This window comes from Pseudomonadota bacterium (assembly GCA_016719885.1).
Lineage (GTDB): Bacteria > Pseudomonadota > Gammaproteobacteria.
This window is the reverse complement of sequence record JADJYF010000014.1, coordinates 122,730-148,112: the sequence shown is the minus strand read 5'-3', so window position 1 is coordinate 148,112 and position 25,383 is coordinate 122,730. Positions and strand designations below refer to the sequence as shown.

Here is a 25,383-nt window from a genome sequence, read left to right as displayed (position 1 = left end):
ATCAAAGGCTTGGAACGCGTGCACCAAAAGAGCGCAAACTGCTTGCCTGAAAATGATGCCGTGTAACGACCCTGATATTGACCTTCTCGAGGCCCTGGCCACCGCCGTCATCATGGTCGACGAGCGGCTGCGCCTGGTGCGGGTCAATGCCGCGGCCCAGTCGCTCATCGCGACCAGCGAAACCCGCCTGCGCGACCTGTCCTTGCCCGATGTGCTGCCCGGCGCCGATGAACTGATCGCGGCGGCGCGGCGCGCGCTGCTTGAAGGGCGCTCGTTCACCGAACGCGATCTCGACCTCAGGCTGGGCCGGGTCAATGTCACGACGGTCGACTGCACCATCACGCCGCTGTGGCGTAACGGCAGTGACCCGTGCCTGGTCTTGATCGAGATGACCAATGTCGAGCGCCATCAGCGCATCCAGCTCGAAGGCAACATGCTGATGCGCAACCAGGTCTCGTCGGTGCTGCTGCAGGGGCTCGCGCACGAGATCAAGAACCCGCTGGGCGGCATTCGCGGCGCGGCGCAGCTCCTGGAGCGCGAACTCGAAGATCAGAAGCTCGCCGAGTACACCCAGATCATCATTGGCGAGGCCGACCGTCTGCGCACCCTGGTGGACCGCATGCTGGGGCCGCGCGGCGAATCCAACAAGCAGACGCTCAACATCCACGACGTGCTGGAGCATGTGCGCCAGGTGGTGTCGGTGGAGCGCGGCGGCGCCGTTGAAATCGTGCGCGATTACGATCCGAGCCTGCCGGAGATCTGCGCGGATCGCGATCAACTGGTGCAGGCCTTTCTCAACCTGGTGCGCAACGCGGTGCAGGCCATCGAAGGGCAGGGCGGTACGGTGACCTTGCGCACACGCATCCAACGCAAGTTCACCATCGGCAATACCCTGCATCGCCTGGTGATCCGCACGCAGGTGATAGACAACGGGCCAGGCGTCGATCCGGCGCTGGCCACCAGCATTTTCTTTCCGCTCGTCTCGGGGCGCGCCGATGGCTCGGGACTGGGCCTGCCCATCGCGCAATCGCTGGTGCATCGCCAGGGCGGGCTCATCGGCTTCGAGAGCGAGCCCGGACACACTGAATTTTCCGTATGGTTGCCTGTGGGAGAACAGCAATGAATCGACAGCACGAAGTGTGGATCGTCGACGACGACCGCGCTATCCGCTGGGTCCTGGAGCGTGCTCTCGAGAAAGAGCACGTCGCCACGCGCAGCTTCGAGAACGCCGACAAGGTGCTCGCGCGACTGGAGAAGTTCGAGCCGGACGTCATCATCACCGACATCCGCATGCCCGGCACCGATGGCCTGGCGCTGCTGCAGGCGGTGCAGTCCGCGCATCCGCAGCTGCCGGTCATCATCATGACCGCCTACGCCGATCTCGACCGCGCGGTGGCCGCGTTCCGTGGTGGCGCGTTCGAGTACATGCCCAAGCCTTTCGATGTCGATGACGTCATCAATATCGTGCGTCGTGCGCTGCGCAAATCCGCCGCCGGCGCGAGCGTCGAATCCGAACCGGCGGACAATACGCCGGTGCCGGAAATCATCGGCTCGTCGGCGCCCATGCAGGAAGTGTTTCGCGCCATCGGCAGGCTGTCCAATTCCAACATGACGGTGTTGCTGACCGGCGAGTCGGGCACGGGCAAGGAACTCGTCGCGCGCGCCCTGCACCGTCACAGCCCGCGCGCGAACAAACCCTTCATCGCCTTGAACACCGCCGCCATCCCGCGCGATCTCTTGGAATCGGAGCTGTTCGGCCACGAGAAAGGCGCCTTCACCGGCGCTGCCGTGCAGCGCATCGGGCGCTTCGAACAGGCCAATGGTGGCACCTTGTTCCTGGACGAAATCGGCGACATGCCGGCCGAGCTGCAGACGCGCCTGTTGCGTGTGCTCGCCGACGGCGAGTTCTACCGCGTCGGTGGTCACGAGCCGGTGCGCGTCGACGTGCGTGTCATCGCCGCCACCCATCAGCATCTCGAGCAGAGCGTGCGCGCGGGGCACTTCCGCGAAGACCTGTTCCACCGCCTGAACGTCATTCGCCTGCAGTTGCCACCACTGCGCGCGCGCGCCGACGATCTGGAAGCGCTGTCGGATCATTTCCTGCGCGCGACCGCCAGCGAACTGCAGGTCGAACCCAAGAAGCTGCTGCCGCGCGCACTGGAGGTGATGCGGCGCTTTGCCTGGCCCGGCAACGTACGCCAGCTCGAGAACGTATGCCGGCGCGTGATGATCATGGCGCCGTCGCGCGAGATCGATACCGAGGATCTGCCGGCCGAGCTGTTGGCCGACGGCGAAGTGCAGGCCAGCGCCGGACCGGCGGACTGGGAGACGGCCTTGCGTCAGTGGGCGGAACTGCGTACCCGCAGTGCCGGTGAATCGCCGATCCTCGCCGAGGCGGTGCCGCGCTTCGAAACCACCATGATCGAGGTGGCCTTGAAGGCGACGCGCGGACGTCGTCAGGAAGCGGCCAAGCTCCTGGGCTGGGGACGCAATACGCTCACGCGCAAGATCAAGGAGCTCGATCTCGACGTGTGAGCGCGCGGGTTCATTCGGCCAACCAGGTGGCGACGGCTTCGGCGAAGTAGGTGAGGATGCCGTCGGCGCCGGCGCGTTTGAACGCCTGCATGGACTCCAGCGCCACCGCGCGTTCGTCCAGCCAGCCAGCCTGGCCGGCGGCCTTCAGCATCGCGTATTCACCGCTCACCTGGTAGACGAAAGTCGGGCGCCCAAACTCGGCTTTCACACGCTGCACGATGTCGAGATAGGGCATGCCCGGCTTGACCATCACCATGTCCGCGCCTTCGGCCAGGTCGAGCGCCACTTCATGCAGCGCCTCGGTGCTGTTGCCGGCGTCCATCTGGTAGGTTTTCTTGCTGCCTTTGCCGAGCTTGGCGCCCGAGCCCACGGCGTCGCGGAACGGGCCGTAGAACGCCGAGGCGTACTTGGCTGAATAGGCGAGGATCTTGACGTTGTGGAAGCCCTCGCTCTCGAGCGCCATGCGGATGGCGCCGATGCGGCCGTCCATCATGTCCGACGGCGCGACGATGTCGACGCCGGCGCGCGCCTGGGACAGGGCCTGGCGCACCAGCACGTCCACCGACGCATCGTTGAGAATCTCGCCCTTGTCGTTCATCACGCCGTCGTGGCCGTGGGTGGTGAACGGATCGAGTGCGACGTCGGTGATCACCCCAAGTTCGGGCAGCGCGTCCTTCATGCGCGAGATGGCGCGCTGCGCGATGGCGTCGGGATTGTAGGCTTCGCGGCCATCGGCGCTCTTGCGCGCATCGGGTGTGACCGGGAACAGCGCCACCGCTGGAATGCCGAGCTCGTACAGCCGGCGCGCGCGTTCGATGGCGAGATCGATGCTCAAGCGTTCGACGTCGGGCATGCTCGCTATCGGCTCGCGTTGCCGCTCGCCATCCAAGATGAACATCGGGCATATCAGATCGCTGACCGAGATGCGGGTTTCCTGCACCAGCCGCCGTATGAAGTCGTGCGTGCGCAGTCGGCGCATGCGGGTGGCGGGAAATCGGGAGTCGCTCGAGTGTCGCATGGCCTGGCTATCCAAAAATATGTCGGTCAATGGTAAAGGGTCGGACCGCGCTACGCCGAGCCGCCGGGCGTGCGTGGCAGGCGCGCGCAGGTCTGTTCGATCCAGTGTTCCGCTTCGACGGTGATGGCCTTGGCGCTCTTGCCCGTGGTTTCGATGGGCGGGCCGATCACGACATCGATGGTGCCGGGATACTTGGTCAGGGCATTGCGCGCCCAGAACACGCCGGCGTTGTGCGCGACCGGCACCACCACGGTTTCCGCCGCCAGCGCCAGCGCCGCGCCGGTCTGCGTGTAGCGACCTTTTTCGCCCGGCGCGATGCGTGTGCCTTCCGGGAACAGCAGCACCCACCAGCCTTGCCTGATGCGCTCGGCGCCGAGTTCGAGCACGGTGCGCAGCGCCTTGGTGCCGGCCTTGCGGTCGATGGCGATCGGATTCAGGCTGGCCAGGCCCCAACCGAAGAACGGCACGTGCAGCAGTTCCTTCTTCAATACCTGCGACTGGCGCGGAAAGATCAGCTGCAGCGTGATGGTCTCCCATGCCGATTGGTGTTTGCACAGGATCACGCCCGGCGTGGCGGGAATGTTCTCGCGACCCGTGACCCGCCAGTCGAGGCCGCAGGCGAGTTTCAACCAGGCGATGGTCAGCCGTGACCAGCGCGTGATGACGGCGTAACGCCACGGACGCGGCAGCGGCAGGATGGCGATGCCGATGAAGCTGAACAGCACCGTCAGCGGCGCGAGCCCAGTGTAGAAGACGATCGAGCGGAACTTGGCCATGTCTACACCAGGGCCGCCACCGCGTCCGGCAGCGCGTCGAAGATTTCCACCGGGCCGCAAGGCGCGAGTTCATCGGGATTGATGGGGTCGATGCCGGTGCGCACCAGCATCGGGCGGGCGCCCACCGCGCGCGCCGCGCGCACATCGCTGACGCGGTCGCCGATGAAGGTGGTGCGCGCGAGGTCGATGCCCAGGCGTTCACCCAGCGACAACAGCAGGCCGGCGCGCGGCTTGCGGCAGTTGCAGTCCTCGCTGGGCAGGTGCGGGCAGAAGAAGAAGGCTTCGACGCGGCCGCCGAAGCGCGCCAGCTCGTCGCACAGGCGCTGGTGAATGGCGTTCAATTCGCGGATGCCGAACAGACCGCGCGCGAGCCCCGATTGATTGCTGACGACCACCAGTCGGAAGCCGGCCCGTTGCGCACGCGCCATCGCTTCGAGCGCGCCCGGCAGCGCGCGCCAATGGCTGGGCGAGCGGATGTAGTCACGCGAATCCTGGTTGATCACGCCGTCACGATCGAGCAGCAGCGTGCGCATCGCGTCAGGCGTCGTGCAGGCGCGCGATATCGGCCACCCGCGTGAACAGCGCATGCAGTTGCGCCAGCAGCGCGAGGCGATTGGCACGCAGCGCGGCGTCCTCGCACATCACCATCACGCCGTCGAAGAAGGCGTCGACCGGTTCACGCAGCGAGGCCAGCAATTCCATGTAGCGGGTGTATTCGCGCGCAAGGAAGAGCTGTTCCGCCTGCGGCGCCAGCGCCGCGTAGCGCGCCGCCAACTCGCGCTCGGCGGGATCCGCCAGCAGCGTGTCATCGACCTTGGCCGCCGGCGGCGCATCGAGCTTCTTCAGGATGTTGGCAATGCGCTTGTTGGCGGCGGCCAGCGCCGCGGCGGCCGGCAAGGCGCGGAAGCCGCTGACGGCCACCAGGCGGCGCGCCACTTCCGCGGGCGAACTCGGGTCATTGGCGAATACCGCCGCGCACACGTCGTTGGGCGTGCCGCGCTCGAGGTAATAGCCGCGCAGCCGTTCGCGCACGAACGCGTACACCTGCTCGGCGGTGTCGGGCGCCAGCTTGACGCCGGCATAGGTCGCCAGCGCGAAGTCGATGGCCTCGCGCAGATCGAGCGCGATGTCGGCCTCGATGACGATGCGCAACAGGCCGATGGCGGCGCGGCGCAGGGCAAAGGGATCGCGATCGCCGGTCGGCGCCGAGCCGATGCCGAAGATGCCGACCAGCGAATCGAGCTTGTCCGCCAGCGCCACCGCGCGACCGACCTCGGTGGCGGGAATGGCATCGCCGGAAAAGCGCGGCTGGTAGAACTCGCCGAGGGCCACGCTCACTTCGCCCGCCTCGCCATCGGCGGCCGCGTAGTAGCTGCCCATGGTGCCCTGCAGCTCCGGGAATTCGCCGACCAGGTCCGATAGCAGGTCGCATCGCGACAGCTCGGCGGCGCGGCCCGCCAGCGCCGAATCCGCGCCGCAGGCGCTGGCCAGCGTGGCGGCGAGACTGACGATGCGCCGCGTCTTGTCGCCCAGCGAGCCGAGACGCTTCTCGTACATCATGCTGTCCAGCCCCGGCAGGCGGCTGTCGAGACGCTTGGCGCGGTCGGCGCGGTAGAAGAAATCGGCGTCCGACAGGCGCGGACGGATGACGCGCTCGTTGCCGGCGCGGATCGCTTCCGGCGCCGCGCTCTCGAGGTTGGCGAGCGTGATGAAGCGATTGCGCAGCGCGCCGTGGGCGTCGCGGATCGGGAAATATTTCTGATGGCCCTGCATGGACGCGATCAGCACTTCGCCGGGCAGTTCGAGAAAATGGGCATCGAAACTGCCGCAGATCGGCACCGGCCATTCCACCAGCGCGGTCACTTCATCGAGCAGCGCGTCGTCGATGACCGCCGTACCGCCTTCGCTCGCCGCGCTTGCTTCAATCAGGGCGCGCACACGATCGCGACGCGCGGCGAAGGGTGCGATCACATAGCCCGGCGACGCCAGGCTCGCGACGTAGTCGTCGGCGTGGGCCAGCGCGATTGGTGCGCCATGCATGAAGCGATGACCGCGCGTCACGCGATCGGCGGCGAGGCCCAGCACTTCACCCGCCACCACCTCGCTGCCATAGAGCATCACCACCCAGTGCACCGGTCGCACGAATTCGGCGCTGTGCGCGCCCCAGCGCATGCGCTTGGGAATCGGCAAACCGGCCAGCGCCTGGTTGACCATCTCGGGCAGCACATCGAACAAGCGGCGTCCCGCCACCCGCTGTTCGAAGCTCAGCCATTCACCTTCGTCGCTCTTCAGGCGCCCGAGGGCACTGACCTCGACGCCGCAGGATCGCGCAAATCCCTGCGCGGCCTTGGTCGGCGCGCCGCTGGCGTCGAAGGCGGCGCCGAGCGCCGGGCCGCGGCGGGTTTCGACGCGCTCGGGCTGTTCGGCAGCGATCTGCTCCACGCGCAGGGCGAGGCGCCGCGGCGTGGCGTAGCGTTCGAGAGCGGTGAATTCGAAGCCGGCGCCGCGCAACAGCTTGTCGAGGCCGGCGGCAAACGCCTCGGACAAGTTCAACAGCGCCTTGGGCGGCAGTTCCTCGGTGCCGAGTTCAACCAGCAGATTGTCGTGGCGGCTCATGCCGGCTGCCCCTCCTTGCTCGCTGCCAGCAGCGGAAAGCCGAGCTTCTCGCGCGCGGCGTGATAGGTCTCGGCGACGGCGCGCGCGAGGGTGCGCACGCGCAGGATGTAGCGCTGGCGTTCCGTCACCGACAGCGCGCGACGCGCGTCCAGCAGGTTGAAGGTATGGGACGCCTTGAGCATCTGCTCGTAGGCGGGCAGCGGCAGGTTGACTTCAATCATGCGCGTGGCGGCCGCTTCGCACTGGTCGAACCACGCGAACAGCGCCGCCGTGTCGGCATGCTCGAAGTTGTAGGCGGACATCTCCACTTCGTTCTGATGGTAGACGTCGCCGTAGGTCACGCGACCGCCGGCTGATTCGGTCCACAGCAGGTCGTAGACCGAGTTGACGCCCTGCAGGTACATGGCGATGCGCTCGAGGCCATAGGTGATCTCGCCCGACACCGGCCGGCAGTCGAGGCCGCCCACCTGCTGGAAGTAAGTGAACTGCGTGATCTCCATGCCGTTCAGCCATACCTCCCAGCCGAGACCCCAGGCGCCGAGCGTCGGCGATTCCCAGTTGTCTTCGACGAAGCGCACGTCGTGCACCTTGAGATCGATGCCGAGCGTGCGCAGCGACTCGAGGTACAGCTCCTGGATGTTGTCGGGCGAGGGTTTCAGGATCACCTGGAACTGGAAGTAGTGCTGCAGGCGATTGGGATTGTCGCCGTAACGCCCGTCGGTCGGCCGGCGCGACGGTTGCACGTAGGCCGCCCGCCACGGCTCGGGGCCGATGGCGCGCAGGAAGGTCGACGGATGAAAGGTGCCGGCGCCCATTTCCATGTCGTAGGGCTGCGCGATGACGCAACCATGACCGCTCCAGTAACGCTGCAATTCGAATATCAGTGCCTGGAAACTGGCGGGCGTGGAGCTTCCTTGAGTCATGGGTGGTGGGCGCGATCGCGGGTGGCCATAGGGGGCGGCAGTATAGCCGCAGGCCGCATCCCAGGGCACGCGCCGGCCGCCGCGCGCGGACTAAAGCTTAGGCGCCGCGGGCCGACATTTTCCCCAAGCGAGGAATCATCATGGCCCACCCCGAACTGCACATTGCCGAGACCGCCGGTTGGCGTGCCCTGCTCACCCATGCCCAGTTGGCTGCCGGTGTGCGCCTCACGCCCGCGGTCGAGGAACACCTGGTGAGCCTGTTGTTCCGCCATGTCGGCGCCGGGGTCTCGACCCAGGACCTGGAGAACGGCTTCATCGACCGTATCGACCGCATCCTGCATGCCGATACCTCCGACCCGGCCGTGGTCGGCGATCAATGCCTGCTGTTCGCCGGGCTGTTTCCCGAGCACGCCATCGCCAAGGGCGTGCCGGTGTCCTACTTCGTCGAAGTCGGACGCCACGCCTATCGCGAGTACGCTTCCAAACACAAATCGGAAATCCACGCGGCGCTCGCCGACGAGTTCGTGCGCGCCATGGATACCTTGCAGACCCTGCGCGTGTTGCAGAGCGGTGAGCCCTGCATCGATGGCTTCAATGCCTACAACCTGTGGCATGAACTCGGCAGCGCCCATGGCTGGCGCATGCTGCGCTCCATGACCAGCGCGCTGCCGGCGTCCTGCGGCACCAGTCAGCACGTTCACTGAGCGCTGGCGCGGGGCAGGGCGCCCCGCGGCGCGACTTCGCCGTCAGGGCGTGGTCGCGGGCTGTTTCGCGTCGTCCTTGCTCGGCGCCTGCACCAGGTCATCCAGGCGCTTGCCAAGCAAGCGCAGCTTGTAATCCGGTAGTTCGTAGACCCACGCCGCGTTGCGCGCCTTGAGGCGCGTTGCTTCCGCATCGACGCTCTCCTTGGCGGCCGGCTCGACAGCCGGCTTGGCGCCTTCGGCGCCCTCGGCGCCCGGCACCGGCGGCGGCTCGCTGGCGGCCGGCGCGATGTCTTTCACCGCCTCGGCGTCGACGATGGCGGCGTCGTAGGCGAAATCGAAGCGCGCCCAGGTCTTGCCCTCGGCTTCGAATTCGTCGATGCGCGTCACCAGTCCGTCGAAGGTCTCGACGGTGGTTTGCCGTAGCGGCTTGGCGTCGGCGAAACGCGCGGCGGCCGCCACGCTGTTGAAGCGCAGGTCGAGAAGCACGGCGCCGAGACTCGAGACCAGCGCCTTGGAGCGCGGCACCTTGCCGGCCGGCACGTCCACCAGTTCGAAGAAGTTGTCCTTGGGCTTGCGCTTGGCGATTGCAATGCGCGCGCCGTCGGCGGGCGTGATGACCACCTGGCGCACGCGCGCGGTATCGACGTCGACGATGCGTGCATCGAGCCAGGTGATGGGATCGGCGCTGGCCTCGACCTTGCCGTTGACGAGGTAGGACTGCGCTTCGCCCGCGCGCCGCACATAGCGCTGGCTTTGTTGCCCGCCCTCGCGCTTATGGCCGACCACCAGCGCCAGCAGCTTGGCGTCCTTGGCGCCGTAGAGTTCGACGCCGAGACTGTCGGAGCCCGCGCCGGGATCGGCCACGCCGATACGCGCGTAACTGCCGGGCAGGCTGGTCTTGGCTTCGACGATCTGCAGATCCGCAAGACCCAGCAGCAGGCGCTTCACCGCCGCCGGCTCGGCCGGGAAATCGTCGCGGTTGGCCACCGTCCATTGATCCTTGGCGCGCTTCAAGGTGGTGCTGTTGTCGGCGCCGCGCAGTTCGATGCGCGAGACCTCGTTGAGCTTGTCGAGCAGACCGGCGCTCAAGGCGCTGCGCGTGACCTCGGTCTGTGGCGCCTTGTCGCGGCTGATCTTCCAGGCCATGGCGCCCAATACCACGGCCAGCAGCAGGGCGGCGAGCAATTTGTTGTTCATCGGTGGCGCTCTCCCGGCCAATTACGCGCCGCGACGGGCGCGGCCCGTCACCAGGCTCACGGCGATGGCCAGCAGCGCGATCACCAGTGGCACCAGCGCGGTGTTGAGGAATTTCAGGCGCGTGCCCAGACCTTCGATGTTGGCGTCGAGTTCATGCTGCACGGCGCGCAGTTCCTTGCGCGTCTTGAGCTGCTCCTGGCGGAAGGTCTCGAGCTCGGTCTTCTGCTCCGGCGTCAGGATCAACTCCTTGCCGCTGTGCTCGCCCTGCAGGCTGGCCAGCTTCTGCTCGGTTTCGCTGAGCTTGTCCTGCAAGGCCTTTTGACGATCGCGGAACTGCGCTTCGGCTTCGCGTTGTATGTCTTGCACGACCTTGAACGGCCGCGTGTACTGGCCGCGGCTGCGCAGACTGATCAAGTCGTCATTGCCGCCGAGGGTGTCGATGGCGTTGATCAGGAAGTCGCCGTTGTTGCCGAAGGGCTCGGGCTGGCGCATGTCGCCAAAGGTGTTGAAGCGCACCCAGAAGCGATCGGCGAGCAGGTCGGTATCCGCCACCACGATGACATTGATGGGCGCTTTCGAGGTGGCCACGAACTCGGCATCGGGCCCGGCGTTCTTCTGTTCTTCGCTTGTCGGGCGCCCGTCGGGATAGGCCGTCGCGGCATTGCCCGAGACGCGCATGGCGATCACGTGGTGTTTGCCGTCGGACTTGAAGTTGTCGAGCAGGCCGGCCGGATTGCGCACGAAAATGATCGAGTCGCGATCGATCAAACCGCCGCTGGTGTCGGTCTGCAGCAACGGCACGACTTTCATCTTGCTGTCGGGCAGGGCTTCCAGCGAGCCGGCGGTACCGATGTTGACCGAGTTGAGTTCGTTGGTGATGAAGTCCTCGTGATTGAGCGCGGCGCCCTGCAGTTGCAGCCATGGCAGGTATTCCACTTCCTGCGGGCCGCGTTGGGTGCGGAAGGTCACGCGCACCGCCACGGTCGGATCGCCCACCACTTTTTCGGGCGTCAACTTGATGCCCCATTTCGCGAACAGCGGCTCGAGATCGGAATCGAGCTTGGGCGGCACGCCGGGGCGCTCCGGATCGGGCTGGGCCTGGTCCTGTTCGGCCAGCGGGTCGACGAAGATCATGGCCTTGCCGCCCTTCAGCACGAACTGGTCGATGGCGTACAGCGTTGCCGCCGGCAGGCTCTTGGGATGCACCACCACCAGGGTGTCGACGCTCTTGTCGATGGTGGTGGTGTCGGGCGTCATTTCCTTGATGTCGTACAGCTCTTTCAACAGCAGGAAGCTGGTCCAGTCCTGGGCGCGCTGGCGGCCGGTCATGGGATCGGGTGGCGGCGCCAGCACCGGCAAGGTCGAGATCACACCGATCACGCGTTTCTTGGGATGGGCGAGGGCGTAGACCATCTTGGTCAACTCGTATTCGAGCGCATCCTCACGATCCGGACTCAGCAGGGGCAGGGCTTGCACGTCGTCGGTGGCGTTGGTGGCGACCACGCCGAGATAGCCCTGTTCGCCGCTCGCCGACAGCGGCACCGGGCGCACGCCGTAGGACACCGCTTCGTCCTCGGCCTCCGAGAACGGCTCGGGGTCGATGACCATGAGCTTGACCTTGCCGTCGCCCGCCGCCGCGTATTCCTCCAGCATGTCGCGCACGCGCTTGCCGTAATTCAGGAGCTGCGGGATGTTGGCGAATTCCTTGGCCGAGTAGTACAGGCGGACGGTGATCGGTTCCTCGAGCTGCTTCAGGATGTTCTTGCTGCCCGACGACAGGGTGTAGAGCTTGTTCTCCGTCAGGTCGAGACGCAGGGAGGTGAGGCCCTGGTTGGCGATGATGTTGACCGTCAGGAACAGCGCCAGCGCGACGACGAGCCCCGTTCCAGTGACCAGCTTTCTGTTCATGGCATTACCTTGGCGTGTGAAGCGCGCAGGGGCGCGTCAATTGCTCTTGTTGATTTCGATGGCGAGCACGTTGGCATACAGCCAGAACGCGATCAGCGTGGCGAAGAACACCACGTCGCGCACGTCGATCACGCCTTTGACGATGGAATTGAAATGGGTCAGGAAGCTGAAGGAACTGATCACGTCGACGATGGCCTGCGGCGCCCACGCGCTGAACATGTCGATGACCATCGGAAAACCGCTGAGATTGAAGGCAAAGCAGATCACGAAGCTCACCACGAAGGCGATGACCTGGTTCTTGGTCAGCGCCGAAATGCAGGCGCCGATGGCAAGAAAGCCGCCGGCCATCAACAGGCTGCCGAGGTAGCCGGCGAAGATCACGGTGTTGTCCGGATCGCCGAGGTAGTTGACCGTCAGCCACAGCGGCAGCGTGCCGGCCAGCGCCACCGCGGTGAAGATCCAGGCGGCGAGGAATTTACCCACCACCGCCGCGCCGAGCGGCACCGGCAGGGTCAGCAACAATTCCAGCGTGCCGGCCTTGCGCTCTTCGGACCACAGGCGCATCGAAATGGCGGGAATGAGGAACATGTACAGCCACGGATGGAACTGGAAGAAAGGCTCCAGGTCGGCCTGGCCGCGTTCGTAGAAACCGCCCATGTAGAACGTCGCGACCCCGGCCAGCACCAGGAAGATGACGATGAACACGTAGGCGACCGGCGTCGCGAAGTAGGCACGCAGTTCGCGTTTCAAAATGGTGGACAGACCGTTCATGTGCGATGCACCTCGCCGCTGGCGCTGGCCGCGGTAGTCAGTGTGCGAAACACTTCGTCGAGATGGCCGTGTTCGACGAAGAATCCATTGACGTTGCATTCCTTCTCGCCGAGACGCCGTTGCAGCTCGGCCAGCGGCAGCGCCGGGCCGCCGCTGACAGTGAGGCGCGCATCGCTGCCCACCAGTTGTTCTTCGATGGTGTGGCCGGCGGCGAGACCTGCAATCACGGCGCGGGCCTCGGCGCGCGCCGCCGCCGGCACGATCACGGTCAGCGCATTGTGATAACGCGAGCGCTGCGCGAGTTCGAGCGGCGTGCCGCTGAAGATCAGGCGGCCCTGGTTGATGATGATGGCGCGCGTGCACACCGCGTCCACTTCCTCGAGGATGTGGGTGGAAATGACGATGGCCTTGTGCGGCGCCATTTCCTTGATGAGTTCACGCACCTCGTGCTTCTGATTCGGATCGAGACCGTCGGTCGGCTCGTCCATCACCAGTATTTCGGGGTCGTGCAGGATGGCTTGGGCGAGGCCGACGCGGCGCTTGAAACCCTTGGACAAGGTTTCGATGCGCTGATGCATGACCTTCTCGAGGTGAATCTTGCCGATCACTTCGGTGATGCGTTCGCGACGGCGCGCGTGGGGAATGTTGCGGATGTCGGCAATGAAGTCGAGGAAGGTGGCCGGCGTCATCTCGCCATAGGCGGGCGCGCCTTCGGGCACGTAGCCGAGCCGTGCCTTGGCATCCAGCGGCGCCTGTTCGATATCGAAGCCGGCCACCGACACGCTGCCCGCGCTCGGCGCGAGGAAGCCGGTGATCATTTTCATGGTGGTGGATTTGCCGGCGCCGTTGGGGCCGAGAAACCCCAGCACTTCACCGCGCGTGACCGTGAGCGAGATGTCACTGACCGCTTGCAGCGCGCCGAAGTTCTTGCTCAAACCTTTGACTTCAATCAAGGTTTCCATGCCGTGGGCCTCTTGTATGCCGCTTGTTTGAACGGGCAGCCGGATACTCGGCGAACGGCGCTACGCGCCCGCTCGGCCATGCACGGCAACTGTCGTCGTCCGGACTGTGTCGGGGTGCGTTCGACTGCGTCTCAAGGTTGAACCCGTGCCCTCGTCGCGGTGTTCAGCACCCCCGTCGGTGGGCGCGAGAGTGTTCCACACGCCCGTTAAATGCGTCAACAAAAGGGCCAGACCCGACCTGCGCCGCGAAGTTTCATGGTGGCGATGATGAAGCGCGTGACAGCGGGCCGCGCGCCGCACCACGCTCCGCGCTTCAAATGCCTGCCACGCGGCAGTATCCTCACCGCCCGTTTTTCTTCGCGAGCCCGCGCGCCATGCACTATCCCGAGTCCTATGACGTCATCGTGGTGGGCGGTGGGCACGCCGGCACCGAGGCGGCGCTGGCCGCCGCGCGCATGGGCGCGCGCACCCTGCTGCTCACCCAGAGCATCGAAAGCCTGGGACAGATGTCCTGCAATCCGGCCATCGGCGGCATCGGCAAGGGCCACCTGGTGAAAGAGATCGACGCGATGGGCGGCTTCATGGCCCACGGCGCCGATGCCTGCGGCATCCATTTCCGCATTCTCAATGCCAGCAAGGGTCCGGCCGTGCGTGCCACGCGCGCGCAGATCGACCGCGCCCTGTACAAGGTCAGCGCACGCCAGGCGCTGGAGAACCAGCCCAATCTCACGCTGTTCCAGCAGGCGGTCGACGATGTGCTGGTCGAGGGCGAACGCGTGGCCGGCGTGGTGACGCAGATGGGACTCGCGTTTCGCGCGCCGGTGGTGGTGCTTACAGTCGGCACCTTTCTGGCCGGCCTCGTGCACATCGGCGACGCCAACTATAACGCCGGCCGCGCCGGTGACCCGCCCGCCATGCGCCTGGCCGCGCGTCTGCGTGAACTGCCGCTCCGGGTCGGGCGGCTCAAAACCGGGACGCCGCCGCGCATCGATGGCCGCAGCATCGATTTCAGCGTGCTCGACACCCAGCCCGGCGACGACCCCTGCCCGGTGTTTTCCTTCATGGGCCGCGTCGCGGAACATCCGCGCCAGGTGCCGTGCCACATCACCTACACCAGTGCGCGCACCCATGAGTTGATACGCAACGGCCTGTCGCGCTCGCCCCTGTTCAACGGCGCCATCGAAGGCGTCGGACCGCGCTATTGCCCGTCCATAGAAGACAAGGTGGTGCGCTTCGCCGACAAGGACAGCCACCAGATCTTCGTCGAACCGGAAGGCCTGACCAGCAACGAGATCTATCCGAACGGGCTCTCGACCAGTTTGCCGTTCGACATCCAACTCGACTTCATTCGCTCCATCAAGGGCTTCGAACGGGCCGTGATCACGCGCCCGGGCTATGCCATCGAGTACGACTATTTCGATCCGCGAGACATCACGCCGTGGCTCGAAACAAAGGAGATTGCCGGCCTGTTCTTCGCCGGTCAGATCAACGGCACCACCGGCTACGAGGAGGCCGCCGCGCAGGGCCTGTTGGCCGGCATCAATGCCGCGCGCCGCGCGCGCGGGCAAGAACCCTGGTATCCGCGTCGCGACGAGGCTTATATCGGCGTGATGGTCGACGACCTCGTCACGCGCGGCACCGCCGAGCCCTACCGCATGTTCACCAGCCGCGCCGAATACCGCCTGATGCTGCGTGAGGACAACGCGGATCTGCGCCTGACGCCGATTGCACGTGAGCTCGGGTTGGTCGATGACGCGCGTTGGGCGCGCTTCGAAGCCAAGCACCAGGCCCTGGAATGCGAACAGGCGCGTCTGGACAGCGTGTGGCTGTCGCCCGAGCGCCTGGCGGCCGACGTCGCCACCGAGGTGCTCGGACAGCCTTTGCGCAAGGACCAGCGCCTGTCGGATCTGCTGCGGCGGCCGGAGCTCGACTACGCGCGCCTCATGCAGCTGCCCGGCGTCGGCCCGGGCGTGGACGATGCGGAAGTCATCGACCAGCTCGAGATCAGCGCTCGTTACCGCGGTTACATCGACAGGCAGCAGGCGGAAGTGGTGCGTCACCGCGAACAGGAAGACGCCACCATCCCCGCCGCGCTCGATTACGCGCTGGTGCGTGGCCTGTCCAGCGAGGTGCGCCAGAAGCTCGCCAGCCACCGGCCGCATACCGTCGGCCAGGCGGCGCGCATCGCCGGCGTCACGCCGGCCGCCATCTCCTTGCTGCTGGTGCATTTGAAGAAGAGCGGAGCGCGCCAGTCGCGCTCGGCGTGAGCGCGTGACGTCGGCCACGTCGGTGCGCGAGGTGTTGGCCGAGGCAGCGGCGCGCTATGGCCTCGCTCTCGCGCCGTCACAGCTCGAGCAATTCGAACGGTACATCGCCATGGTCATGCGTTGGGGGCAGGTTGCCAACCTGACCGGCGCCGCCACCGCGCTGGCCTTCGCGCGCGAACAGCTCGTCGACAGCCTGGCGGTGGTGCCGTATGCGGGCAGCGGTCGCGTGCTGGATATCGGCAGCGGCAATGGCCTGCCCGGCGTGGTGCTGGCCATCGCGCGCCCGGATCTCGCCGTGACGCTGCTCGAGCCGCGCGCCAAGCGCGCCCGTTTCCTGACCCAGGTGCGTATCGAACTGGCACTCGCGAACGTCGAGGTGGTGTGCGCGCGGGTCGAGGATCATCGCCCGGCCCACGACTACGACACCCTCATCGCACGCGCCGTGGCGTCGCTGCCGGCGCTGCTGACCGCCACGGGCGCCCTGCGGCGCCCGGGCTCGCGCCTGCTGGCGATGAAGGGGCCGCTGGTGGCCAATGAGCTCGATGCCTGCGCGCTGCCGGCGGCGGCGCTGACCACCGTCAGCCTCGAGGTCCCGGGCTATGCCGAGCGTCACCTCGTGATCGTCAAGGCCGACGCGGCGGCTTCGGAGGCCGGTGCCTTTGTGCCATAATCCAGGCCGGTCTCGCCCAGACCGCACCATGCATCTTCCATCCACTGCCAACGGTATGCCGTAGCGATGTCACGCGTTCTCGCCATTGCCAACCAGAAAGGCGGTGTCGGCAAGACCACCACCAGCGTCAACCTGGCCGCCTCGCTGGCCGCGTTCAAGCGCCCGACCCTGCTCATCGATCTCGACCCGCAGGGCAATGCCACCATGGGCAGCGGCATCGACAAGCGCCAGCTGTTCCGCTCCAGCTACGACGTGCTGATGGGCGACAGCAGCATCGAGGACGCGCTGGTGACCAATGCCGCGGCGGGCTATCACCTGCTGCCGGGCAATGCCGACCTGACCGGCGCCGAGGTTGGCCTGCTCGAGGAGCTGGGACGCGAAATGCGCCTGCGCCACGCGCTCGAACACCTGCGCGCCCGCTATGACTACGTCATCATCGACTGCCCGCCGTCGCTGAACATGCTGACGGTCAACGCGCTGGTCGCGGCGGACGCCGTGGTGATCCCCACCCAGTGCGAATACTTCGCCCTGGAAGGACTCTCGGCGTTGCTCGAAACCATCGAGAAAATCCGCCGTTTCCTGAATCCCGGCCTCAAGATCGAAGGCCTGTTGCGCACCATGTTCGACCCGCGCAACAACCTCGCCAACGAGGTGTCGCGGCAGCTGCTCGAGCATTTCGGCGAGCAGGTCTATCGCACCATCATTCCACGCAACGTACGCCTGGCCGAGGCACCCAGCCACGGCCTGCCGGCGTTGATTTACGACAAGTCCTCGAGCGGCGCGACGGCCTACCTGGCGTTGGCCGGCGAGATGCTGCGCCGCGAAGAGGCGAGCGCGGCCTGACGTCCGCGCACTACGGGGGAAACGAGCGGCCATGACCATCAAGAAGCGCGGACTCGGACGCGGACTCGACGCCTTGCTGGGCCTCGGCGCCGAGCAGGTCGCGATAGAGGAAGCCAACGGCGACCAGCTGAAGATGGTGCCGGTCGACCTCATCCAGCGCGGCCAGTACCAGCCGCGCCTGGACATGAAGACCGACACCCTGCAGGAACTGGCCGATTCGATCAAAGCCCAGGGCGTGGTGCAGCCGGTCGTGATCCGGCCCATCGGCGACGGCGGCCGCTACGAACTCATCGCCGGCGAGCGGCGCTGGCGCGCCACGCAATTGGCCGGCTTGAGCGCCATTCCGGCCATCGTCAAGCGCGTGCCCGACGCCCAGGCCATGAGCATCGCGCTGATCGAGAACATCCAGCGCGAGCAGTTGAATCCGATCGAGGAGGCGCTGGCCCTCGAGCGCCTGATCCGCGAATTCAGCATGACCCACCAGGAAGTCGCCGACGCCGTCGGCCGCTCACGGGCCGCGGTCAGCAACCTGCTGCGCCTGCTGGAACTGGAAGCGCCGTGCCGCGAAATGCTCGAGCGCGGTGACCTCGAGATGGGTCATGCCCGCGCCTTGCTGGGCCTAGCGGGCGCGGTGCAGGTCGAGGCCGGCCGCAAGATAGCCACCGCCGGCCTGTCGGTGCGCGAAGCCGAAGCGCTGGTGCGGCGGCTGAAGGGCGAGCAGGCCGACAAGCCGGCCGCGTCGAAGAAGGAAGTCGACCCCAACGTGCGTCAGCTCGAGCAATCGCTGGCGGAGCGTCTCGGCGCCGTGGTCGCCATCAAGCACGCGGCGGGCGGCAAGGGCACCCTGGTCATCAGCTACGGCTCGTTGGACGAGCTCGATGGCATCCTCGCCCACATCAAATGACGACGGCGCCGCGCTTGCCGGCAGGCTTGTTTGCAAACTTTTCGCCGCCGAGGCTTGCCGCGCTGCGACATGAGCGGCTAAACTCGCCGACTTAACGCCAGCAGAAGATAGCGTGCTCACCAGTCAGCGCCCTAAAGGCGTCGCTCGTGGACCACTGCGCGAGCGCGCGCAGCACGCCATGATGAGGCTCTTGGCCGCGCAATCGCTGGCCGCCGTGGCCCTGTCATTGATTCTCGGTGTGTGGCTTGGAAAGACCGCGGCCTGTTCGGCCCTGGTCGGCGCCGTCATTGCGATCGTGCCCAATTTCTACCTGGCCAGACGCCTGCTGCGGCGGGGACCGGGCGCAACGCCGAGCGAGTCGTTGCGCGGAATTTATACGGGGGAACTGCTCAAGATCGCGTTCACGATCGCTTTGTTCGTGATTGCGATCCGGCTCCTGGATGTCGTGTTCCTGATTGTCGTCGCGGGCTATCTCGCGATGGTGGCAATCAACTGGCTGGCGCTGCTGTTCATCGATGTCGGTGAAGCACCGCGGTCGCCGACGACGGGCGCGGGTTCATCTTTGTAAGAACGAACGGATAACATCGGATTTCAGTCAATGTCATCGGCTTCACCCGCTGAATATATCGGCCATCACATCCAGAACCTGACCTACGGGCGCCTGCCCGACGGCTCGCTGGGTTTCGCCGAACACGCCGCCGATGCCAAGGCCATGGGCTTCATGGCCATCAACGTCGACACCATGGGCTGGGCCATCCTGTGCGGCGTGATTTTCTGCTACTACTTCCGCAAGGTCGCGGCCAACGTGTCGGTCGACAAGCCATCGCGCCTGCAGCTTTTGATCGAGATGGTGGTGGAAATGGTGGCCGGCAGCGTCAAGGACGCCTTCCACGGCCGCAATGCCCTCATCGCGCCGCTGGCGCTGACCATCTTCGCCTGGATTTTCATGATGAACCTCATGGATCTCGTGCCGGTGGACGTGGTGCCGATGCTGGCTTCGGCGGCGGGCCTCGGCCATATGAAGATGGTGCCGACCACCGACGTCAACGCCACTTTCGGCATGTCGCTCTCGGTCTTCCTGCTGATGATCTACTACGGCATCAAGGTCAAGGGCATCGGCGGTTTCGCCGGAGAATTCCTCTTTCATCCCTTCGGCAAGTACATGGTGTTCGCCAACCTGCCGCTCGAACTCGTGTCCTTCATCGCCAAGCCCCTGTCGCTGTCACTGCGACTGTTCGGCAACATGTTCGCCGGTGAGCTGGTGTTCGTGTTGATCACCGCGCTCATTCCATTCTGGTTGCAGTGGGTGGTGTCGGTGCCGTGGGCGATTTTCCACATCCTGGTCATTACGCTGCAGGCCTACATCTTCATGATGTTGACCATCGTGTATCTCGGCCAGGCTCACGAAAGTCACGACGACGCGCATTAATTTTCAAGTTTCTTTTTCAACGAAATTCATCAGAGGAGAATAACTATGGAATCTATAGTTGCCTTTTCGGCCCTGGCTGCCGGTGTCATGGTCGGTCTGGGTGCGTTGGGTGCTGGTGTGGGTATCGGTATCCTCGGCAGCAAGTTCCTGGAAGGCGCGGCGCGCCAGCCCGAATTGGTGCCGATGCTGCAGGCCCGCATGTTCCTCATGCTCGGTCTGACTGACGCGGTGCCGATTATCGCCATCGCCTTCGCGGCGCTCTTGATGTTCGCCAACCCCTTCCTCGGTCAGATCGCTCACTAAACCGCGGTTCAGAACAAGGTAGGCCAGTCATGAACATGAATCTGACACTGCTGGGCCAGATGATCTCCTTCGGGATCTTCGTCTGGTTCTGCGTCAAATACGTGTGGCCGCCGATCATCAAGGCTTTGGAAGAGCGTGAATCGCGTATTGCCGACGGCCTCGCCGCCGGTGAGCGTGGCAAGCACGACCTCGAGCTTGCCGAGAAGCGTGCGACCGATCTTCTGCGTGAGGGTAAGGACAAGGCCCAGGAACTCATTGTGCAGGCGCAGAAGCGTCACGATGAGATCGTGGAAGCCGCCAAGACCGTCGCGCGCGATGAAGCCGACAAGATCAAACTGTCGGCAGCCGCCGAGATCGAGCAGAACCGCAACCGGGCACGTGATGAACTGCGTGGCCAGGTCGCGCGTCTCGCGCTGGTCGGAGCCGAGCAGATCCTGATGCGCGAAGTCGACGAGAAGGCGCATCGCGACGTGCTCGACAAGCTCGCAGCCAACCTGTAGCAGCGGTCATGCAAGAGAAACTCACCATCGCCCGTCCGTACGCCGCCGCGGCCTTTGCCTATGCCGTCGAGCACGGCGAGGTGCCTGCCTGGTCGGCCACCCTGCAGACCTTGGCCTCGGCGGTCGTCGATCCGGCGTTGGCCGGCTTCATCGGTCATCCCAAGGTCAGCCGCGAGCAACTCCTGGGCTTGGTCAGCGACCTGTTCGGCACGCGGCTTTCCGCCGCGGGACGCAACTTCGTCGCCACCCTGATCGAGAGCGAACGCCTGGAACTCGCGCCGGAAATCGCCCAGCTGTTCGAACGCAGCCGTGCAAATGCCGAAGGCCAGGTGAAAGTGGAAGTCGTTTCCGCCTTCCCCTTGAGCGACGCGGAACGCGCCAAGATCGATGCCGCGATGCGCGGACGACTTGGCAAGGACTGCAAGATCGACGCGTCCGTCGACTCCGCCCTTATTGGGGGCGCGGTCATCAAGGTCGGCGACTCCGTGATTGACCTCTCGCTGCGCGGCCGCCTGACGGCGCTAGCCCAGCAGGCAGGCTGAAGGCCGGCCCCACACGAAACTACATAGTCTTTGCCGCAGAGGATTGCCATGAGCATCAGCGCAACTGAAATCAGCGAACTGATCAAGAAGAAGATCGAAGGCCTCAACCTGAAGGCCGAAGCGCGGACCGAAGGTACCGTGGTCAGCCTGTCTGACGGCATCGCCCGCATCCACGGCCTGTCGGACGTCATGCAGGGTGAAATGATCGAGTTTCCGGGCGGCGTGTTCGGCCTCGCTCTGAACCTCGAGCAGGATTCGGTGGGCGCGGTCATCCTCGGCCAGTACGAGCACATCTCGGAAGGCGACACCTGCCGTTGCACGGGTCGCATTCTCGAAGTGCCGGTCGGCAAGGAACTGCTCGGTCGCGTGGTCGATTCGCTCGGCAAGCCGATAGACGGCAAGGGCGACCTCGGCACGGCGCTCACCCAGCCGATCGAAAAGATCGCGCCCGGCGTTATCGCGCGCCAGTCGGTCAGCCAGCCGGTGCAGACCGGTCTGAAATCCATCGATGCGATGGTGCCGGTCGGTCGCGGTCAGCGCGAACTGATCATCGGTGACCGCCAGACCGGCAAGACCGCCGTCGCCGTCGACGCCATCATCAACCAGAAAGGCACCGGCATTAAGTGCATCTACGTCGCCATCGGCCAGAAGGCGTCGTCGATCAACACTGTCATTCGCAAGCTCGAAGAGCACGGCGCGATGGAGCACACCATCATCGTCGCGGCCACCGCGTCCGACTCCGCCGCCATGCAGTACATCGCGCCCTACGCCGGTTGCGCGATGGGCGAGTACTTCCGCGACCGCGGTGAAGACGCCCTCATCATCTATGATGACTTGACCAAGCAGGCCTGGGCCTATCGCCAGGTGTCGCTGCTGCTGCGCCGTCCGCCGGGTCGCGAAGCGTATCCGGGCGACGTGTTCTATCTCCATTCCCGTCTGCTCGAGCGCGCCGCGCGCATCAACGCGGTCGAGGTCGAGAAGCTGACCAATGGTGAAGTGAAGGGCAAGACCGGTTCGCTGACCGCGTTGCCGATCATCGAGACCCAGGCCGGTGACGTGTCGGCCTTCGTGCCGACCAACGTGATCTCCATCACCGACGGCCAGATCTACCTCGAAACCAACCTCTTCAACTCGGGTTTCCGTCCGGCCATCAATGCCGGTCTGTCGGTATCCCGCGTGGGTGGTGCGGCGCAGACCAAGATCATCAAGAAGCTCGGCGGCGGTGTGCGTCTGGCGCTCGCCCAGTACCGCGAACTCGCGGCGTTCTCGCAGTTTGCGTCCGACCTCGACGAGGCGACCCGCAAGCAGCTCGAGCGTGGCCAGCGCGTGATGGAACTGATGAAGCAGAAGCAGTACTCGCCGCTGTCCGTGGCGCAGATGGCGGTGTCGCTGTTCGCAGTTGATCGCGGTTACATCGACGACGTCGAACTGGCCAAGGTCGGCGACTTCGAAGCCGCGCTGCACAGCTACATGGCGTCCTCGCACAAGGCGCTGATCGACAAGATCAACGAGTCCGGCGACTTCGACGACGCCATCGAGAGCGGCATGAAGGCGGCCCTCGACAGCTTCAAGTCGACCCAGAGCTGGTAAGCGCAACCTTAAGGTAGTCGAAGATGGCCGCAGCCAAAGAGATTCGCACCAAGATTGCGAGCGTCAAGAACACGCAGAAGATCACCAAGGCCATGAAAATGGTCGCGGCGAGCAAGATGCGTCGGGCGCAGGACCGCATGGCTTCGGCGCGCCCCTACGCGGACAAGATGCGTCAGGTGGTGGCGCACATCGCCCATGCCAACAGCGAGTACAAGCACCCGTTCCTGATCCAGCGCGAAGTCAAACGCGTCGGCGCGATCGTCGTCACTTCGGACCGCGGCCTGTGCGGCGGCCTGAACGGCAACCTGTTCCGCCAGGCGCTGCGCCAGTTCCAGAAATGGGAAGGCGAGGGTGTGGAACTCGAGCTGTGCGTGATCGGCACCAAGGGCGTGGGCTTCTTCTCGCGTATCGGTGGCAACGTGGTCGGCCAGGTCAGCGGTCTCGGCGATGCGCCGCAGCTCGAACAACTGATCGGCACCATCAAGATCATGCTCGATGCCTACGACGAAGGGCGCGTGGATCAGGTGTTCCTGATGTACAACCAGTTCGTCAACCGCATGACCCAGAAGCCGGATTTCGAGCAGCTTCTGCCGCTGCCGCCGAGCGACTCGGCGGATCTCAAGCACCATTGGGATTACATCTACGAACCCGAAGCGCGCGAGGTGATGGATCAGCTTCTGACCCGCTACATCGAGTCGCTGGTCTACCAGGGCGTGGTCGAGAACATCGCCTGCGAACAGGCGGCGCGCATGGTGGCCATGAAGTCGGCCTCGGACAACGCCGGCAAGCTCATCGACGAGCTGCAGCTCATTTATAACAAGGCCCGACAGGCGGCGATTACGCAAGAGCTGTCCGAAATCGTGGCCGGCGCCGCCGCGGTCTAAACGCGCGCGCAAACGAACAACTGAATCAAAGCATCCGACTTAAGAGGAACTTTAGCGATGAGTTCTGGAGACGTAGTACAGGTCATTGGCGCCGTCGTGGACGTCAAGTTCCCGACCGCGAGCGTGCCGCATATTTATGACGCGCTGACCATCGAGAACACCTCGATCACGCTGGAAGTGCAGCAGCAGCTTGGTGACGGCGTGGTCAGAACCATCGCGCTCGGTTCCACCGACGGTCTGCGTCGCGGCATGGTCGCGGCCAACACCGGCGCCGGCATCAAGGTGCCGGTCGGTATCAAGACCCTCGGCCGCATCATGAACGTGCTCGGCGAGCCCATCGACGAACTCGGCCCCATCGGTGAGGACGAGCGTATGGTCATCCATCGCGAAGCGCCGAAGTTCGTCGAGTTGTCGCCGACCACCGAGCTGCTCGAAACCGGCATCAAGGTCATCGACTTGGTGTGCCCGTTCGCCAAGGGCGGCAAGGTCGGCCTGTTCGGCGGCGCCGGCGTGGGCAAGACCGTCAACATGATGGAGCTCATCAACAACATCGCCACCGAGCACTCGGGTCTGTCGGTGTTCACCGGTGTCGGTGAGCGTACCCGCGAAGGCAACGACTTCTACCATGAAATGCAGGAAGCGGGCGTCGTCGACGTCAAGGACTTCCAGAAGTCCAAGGTGGCCATGGTTTACGGCCAGATGAACGAACCGCCCGGCAACCGCCTGCGCGTGGCGCTGACCGGTCTCACCATCGCCGAGAAGTTCCGCGATGAAGGCCGCGACGTGCTGCTGTTCGTCGACAACATCTATCGTTTCACCCTCGCCGGCGTGGAAGTGTCCGCGCTGCTCGGCCGCATGCCGTCGGCGGTGGGCTACCAGCCGACCCTCGCCGAGGAAATGGGCAAGCTGCAGGAGCGCATCACCTCGACCAAGACCGGTTCCATCACCTCCATCCAGGCGGTGTACGTGCCGGCCGACGACTTGACCGACCCGTCGCCGGCCACCACCTTCGCGCACTTGGACGCGACCGTGGTGTTGTCCCGTCAGATTGCCGAGCTCGGCATCTACCCGGCCGTGGACCCGCTGGACTCCACCAGCCGTCAGCTCGACCCGCTGGTCGTCGGTCAGGATCATTACGACACCGCACGCGCCGTGCAGAACACCCTGCAGCGCTACAAGGAACTGCGCGACATCATCGCGATCCTGGGCATGGACGAACTGTCGGAAACCGACAAACTCACCGTGTTCCGCGCGCGCAAGATCCAGCGCTTCCTGTCGCAGCCGTTCTCGGTCGCGGAAGTGTTCACCGGCACGCCGGGCAAGTACGTGCCGCTCAAGGACACCATCGCCGGGTTCAAGGCGATCGTAGCCGGCGAGTACGACCACCTGCCGGAGCAGGCCTTCTACATGGTGGGCTCGATCGAAGAAGCGGTCGAGAAGGCCAAGAAGATCTGAACGGGCGACTTCGGGCGAGCATAGAGCGAGACAGGACATGGCCATGACCGTACACGTCGATATCGTCAGCGCCGAGCGCGAAATCTTCTCCGGCCTTGCCGAGATGGTGTTCGCGCCCGCCATTCTTGGTGAAGTCGGCATCGCGCCTGGCCATACGCCGCTCCTGACCCGTCTGGGGCCGGGCGAAGTGCGGCTCAAGCTCGAAGATGGCAAGGAACAGGCTTTCTACATTTCGGGCGGCATGCTCGAAGTGCAGCCTCGCGTGGTGACCGTGCTGTCGGACACCGCCGAGCGCGCCGAAGACCTCGACGAGGCGGCGGTGTTGAAAGCCAAGGAAGCGGCCGAGCGTAACCTCTCCGACCACTCCGGCGCCATGGACTATGCCAAGGCGCGTGCCGAGCTGGCCGAGACCATCGCGCAGCTGCAGACCATCCAGCGCCTGCGCCGGCGCGGCGGGCGCTGAGCGCCACTGCATATCCCTGCCTCGCGGCCGCTAACGCAGTGGTCGCGACGAACTCGGAAACGCGGCTTCGAGCCGCGTTTTTTCGTTAAATGTCCGGCGTACTTGCTCTAGACTCCAACCACG

The 25,383-nt window shown here is 65.3% G+C and carries 25 protein-coding genes; 16 read left to right on the top strand and 9 right to left on the bottom strand.

Features of this window, described 5'->3' with window-relative positions; all coding sequences use genetic code 11:
* Nucleotides 1–55: 55 nt before the first annotated feature.
* Nucleotides 56–1,123, top strand: coding sequence for a PAS domain-containing protein (locus IPM80_15805; GenBank protein ID MBK8959837.1), 1,068 nt, complete (start codon nt 56–58; stop codon nt 1,121–1,123).
* Nucleotides 1,120–2,535: a nitrogen regulation protein NR(I) gene (gene ntrC / locus IPM80_15800; protein MBK8959836.1), complete on the top strand. Its 1,416-nt coding sequence runs from the start codon at nt 1,120–1,122 to the stop codon at nt 2,533–2,535. Before IPM80_15805 ends, ntrC begins: the two co-directional genes overlap by 4 nt.
* A 10-nt stretch (nt 2,536–2,545) precedes the next feature.
* Here the strand turns inward: ntrC and hemB are convergent, their stop codons facing one another.
* The 5 genes from hemB to glyQ are packed head-to-tail and all read right to left on the bottom strand — an operon-like array spanning nt 2,546 to nt 7,868.
* Nucleotides 2,546–3,553 carry a porphobilinogen synthase gene (gene hemB / locus IPM80_15795; GenBank protein MBK8959835.1) on the bottom strand — a complete coding sequence of 336 codons (1,008 nt, stop codon included), beginning with the start codon at nt 3,551–3,553 and terminating at the stop codon, nt 2,546–2,548.
* A gap of 50 nt (nt 3,554–3,603) precedes the next feature.
* On the bottom strand, nt 3,604–4,329 hold the full coding sequence (locus IPM80_15790; GenBank protein ID MBK8959834.1) for a 1-acyl-sn-glycerol-3-phosphate acyltransferase: 726 nt from the start codon (nt 4,327–4,329) through the stop codon (nt 3,604–3,606).
* A 2-nt stretch (nt 4,330–4,331) separates the two neighbouring features.
* Nucleotides 4,332–4,862, bottom strand: a complete 531-nt coding sequence (gene gmhB / locus IPM80_15785; protein MBK8959833.1) for a D-glycero-beta-D-manno-heptose 1,7-bisphosphate 7-phosphatase — start codon at nt 4,860–4,862, stop codon at nt 4,332–4,334.
* A 4-nt stretch (nt 4,863–4,866) separates the two neighbouring features.
* Nucleotides 4,867–6,945, bottom strand: coding sequence for a glycine--tRNA ligase subunit beta (locus IPM80_15780; protein MBK8959832.1), 2,079 nt, complete (start codon nt 6,943–6,945; stop codon nt 4,867–4,869).
* On the bottom strand, nt 6,942–7,868 hold the full coding sequence (gene glyQ / locus IPM80_15775; GenBank protein MBK8959831.1) for a glycine--tRNA ligase subunit alpha: 927 nt from the start codon (nt 7,866–7,868) through the stop codon (nt 6,942–6,944). The genes IPM80_15780 and glyQ overlap by 4 nt, the downstream gene beginning before the upstream one ends.
* Before the next feature lie 140 nt (nt 7,869–8,008).
* Between glyQ and IPM80_15770 the strand changes: the two genes are divergently transcribed.
* Complete coding sequence (locus IPM80_15770; GenBank protein ID MBK8959830.1) at nt 8,009–8,572, top strand: hypothetical protein; 564 nt, start codon at nt 8,009–8,011, stop codon at nt 8,570–8,572.
* A 42-nt stretch (nt 8,573–8,614) separates the two neighbouring features.
* On the opposite strand, the gene IPM80_15765 is transcribed toward IPM80_15770, so the two are convergent.
* From IPM80_15765 to IPM80_15750, 4 genes are read right to left on the bottom strand one after another with little or no spacing between them, the layout of a single operon-like run.
* A complete protein-coding gene (locus IPM80_15765) occupies nt 8,615–9,769 on the bottom strand; it encodes a DUF4340 domain-containing protein (GenBank protein ID MBK8959829.1) in 1,155 nt (384 codons plus the stop codon).
* Nucleotides 9,770–9,790: 21 nt separating this feature from the next.
* A complete protein-coding gene (locus IPM80_15760; protein ID MBK8959828.1) occupies nt 9,791–11,677 on the bottom strand; it encodes a Gldg family protein in 1,887 nt (628 codons plus the stop codon).
* A 36-nt stretch (nt 11,678–11,713) separates the two neighbouring features.
* Nucleotides 11,714–12,448: an ABC transporter permease subunit gene (locus IPM80_15755; protein ID MBK8959827.1), complete on the bottom strand. Its 735-nt coding sequence runs from the start codon at nt 12,446–12,448 to the stop codon at nt 11,714–11,716.
* Nucleotides 12,445–13,401 carry an ABC transporter ATP-binding protein gene (locus tag IPM80_15750; GenBank protein MBK8959826.1) on the bottom strand — a complete coding sequence of 319 codons (957 nt, stop codon included), beginning with the start codon at nt 13,399–13,401 and terminating at the stop codon, nt 12,445–12,447. Before IPM80_15750 ends, IPM80_15755 begins: the two co-directional genes overlap by 4 nt.
* A 383-nt stretch (nt 13,402–13,784) precedes the next feature.
* On the opposite strand from IPM80_15750, the gene mnmG reads away from it, so the two are divergent.
* The 13 genes from mnmG to IPM80_15685 all read left to right on the top strand — a co-directional run bounded on the left by mnmG (nt 13,785) and on the right by IPM80_15685 (nt 25,260).
* Entirely contained in the window at nt 13,785–15,677 is a 1,893-nt protein-coding gene (gene mnmG / locus IPM80_15745; protein ID MBK8959825.1) for a tRNA uridine-5-carboxymethylaminomethyl(34) synthesis enzyme MnmG, read from the top strand.
* A 4-nt stretch (nt 15,678–15,681) separates the two neighbouring features.
* Complete coding sequence (rsmG, locus tag IPM80_15740) at nt 15,682–16,347, top strand: 16S rRNA (guanine(527)-N(7))-methyltransferase RsmG (protein ID MBK8959824.1); 666 nt, start codon at nt 15,682–15,684, stop codon at nt 16,345–16,347.
* A gap of 66 nt (nt 16,348–16,413) precedes the next feature.
* On the top strand, nt 16,414–17,190 hold the full coding sequence (locus IPM80_15735) for a ParA family protein (protein MBK8959823.1): 777 nt from the start codon (nt 16,414–16,416) through the stop codon (nt 17,188–17,190).
* A gap of 31 nt (nt 17,191–17,221) precedes the next feature.
* A complete protein-coding gene (locus IPM80_15730; protein MBK8959822.1) occupies nt 17,222–18,094 on the top strand; it encodes a ParB/RepB/Spo0J family partition protein in 873 nt (290 codons plus the stop codon).
* A gap of 112 nt (nt 18,095–18,206) precedes the next feature.
* Nucleotides 18,207–18,662: an ATP synthase subunit I gene (locus tag IPM80_15725; GenBank protein MBK8959821.1), complete on the top strand. Its 456-nt coding sequence runs from the start codon at nt 18,207–18,209 to the stop codon at nt 18,660–18,662.
* Nucleotides 18,663–18,692: 30 nt separating this feature from the next.
* Entirely contained in the window at nt 18,693–19,523 is an 831-nt protein-coding gene (atpB, locus tag IPM80_15720; GenBank protein ID MBK8959820.1) for a F0F1 ATP synthase subunit A, read from the top strand.
* A gap of 45 nt (nt 19,524–19,568) precedes the next feature.
* Nucleotides 19,569–19,826: a F0F1 ATP synthase subunit C gene (gene atpE / locus IPM80_15715; GenBank protein MBK8959819.1), complete on the top strand. Its 258-nt coding sequence runs from the start codon at nt 19,569–19,571 to the stop codon at nt 19,824–19,826.
* Nucleotides 19,827–19,855: 29 nt separating this feature from the next.
* Nucleotides 19,856–20,326, top strand: coding sequence for a F0F1 ATP synthase subunit B (locus tag IPM80_15710; GenBank protein ID MBK8959818.1), 471 nt, complete (start codon nt 19,856–19,858; stop codon nt 20,324–20,326).
* A gap of 8 nt (nt 20,327–20,334) precedes the next feature.
* Nucleotides 20,335–20,868, top strand: coding sequence for a F0F1 ATP synthase subunit delta (locus IPM80_15705; GenBank protein ID MBK8959817.1), 534 nt, complete (start codon nt 20,335–20,337; stop codon nt 20,866–20,868).
* A gap of 48 nt (nt 20,869–20,916) precedes the next feature.
* Nucleotides 20,917–22,458, top strand: a complete 1,542-nt coding sequence (locus IPM80_15700; protein ID MBK8959816.1) for a F0F1 ATP synthase subunit alpha — start codon at nt 20,917–20,919, stop codon at nt 22,456–22,458.
* Between the two features lie 23 nt (nt 22,459–22,481).
* Nucleotides 22,482–23,342, top strand: coding sequence for a F0F1 ATP synthase subunit gamma (gene atpG, locus IPM80_15695; protein MBK8959815.1), 861 nt, complete (start codon nt 22,482–22,484; stop codon nt 23,340–23,342).
* Between the two features lie 57 nt (nt 23,343–23,399).
* Nucleotides 23,400–24,797 (top strand): F0F1 ATP synthase subunit beta, encoded by a 1,398-nt coding sequence (gene atpD / locus IPM80_15690; protein ID MBK8959814.1) that lies wholly within the window; start codon nt 23,400–23,402, stop codon nt 24,795–24,797.
* Nucleotides 24,798–24,834: 37 nt separating this feature from the next.
* The gene (locus IPM80_15685; protein MBK8959813.1) at nt 24,835–25,260 is read left to right on the top strand and encodes a F0F1 ATP synthase subunit epsilon; all 426 of its coding nucleotides are present in this window, start codon (nt 24,835–24,837) and stop codon (nt 25,258–25,260) included.
* The last annotated feature ends 123 nt before the right edge of the window (nt 25,261–25,383 follow it).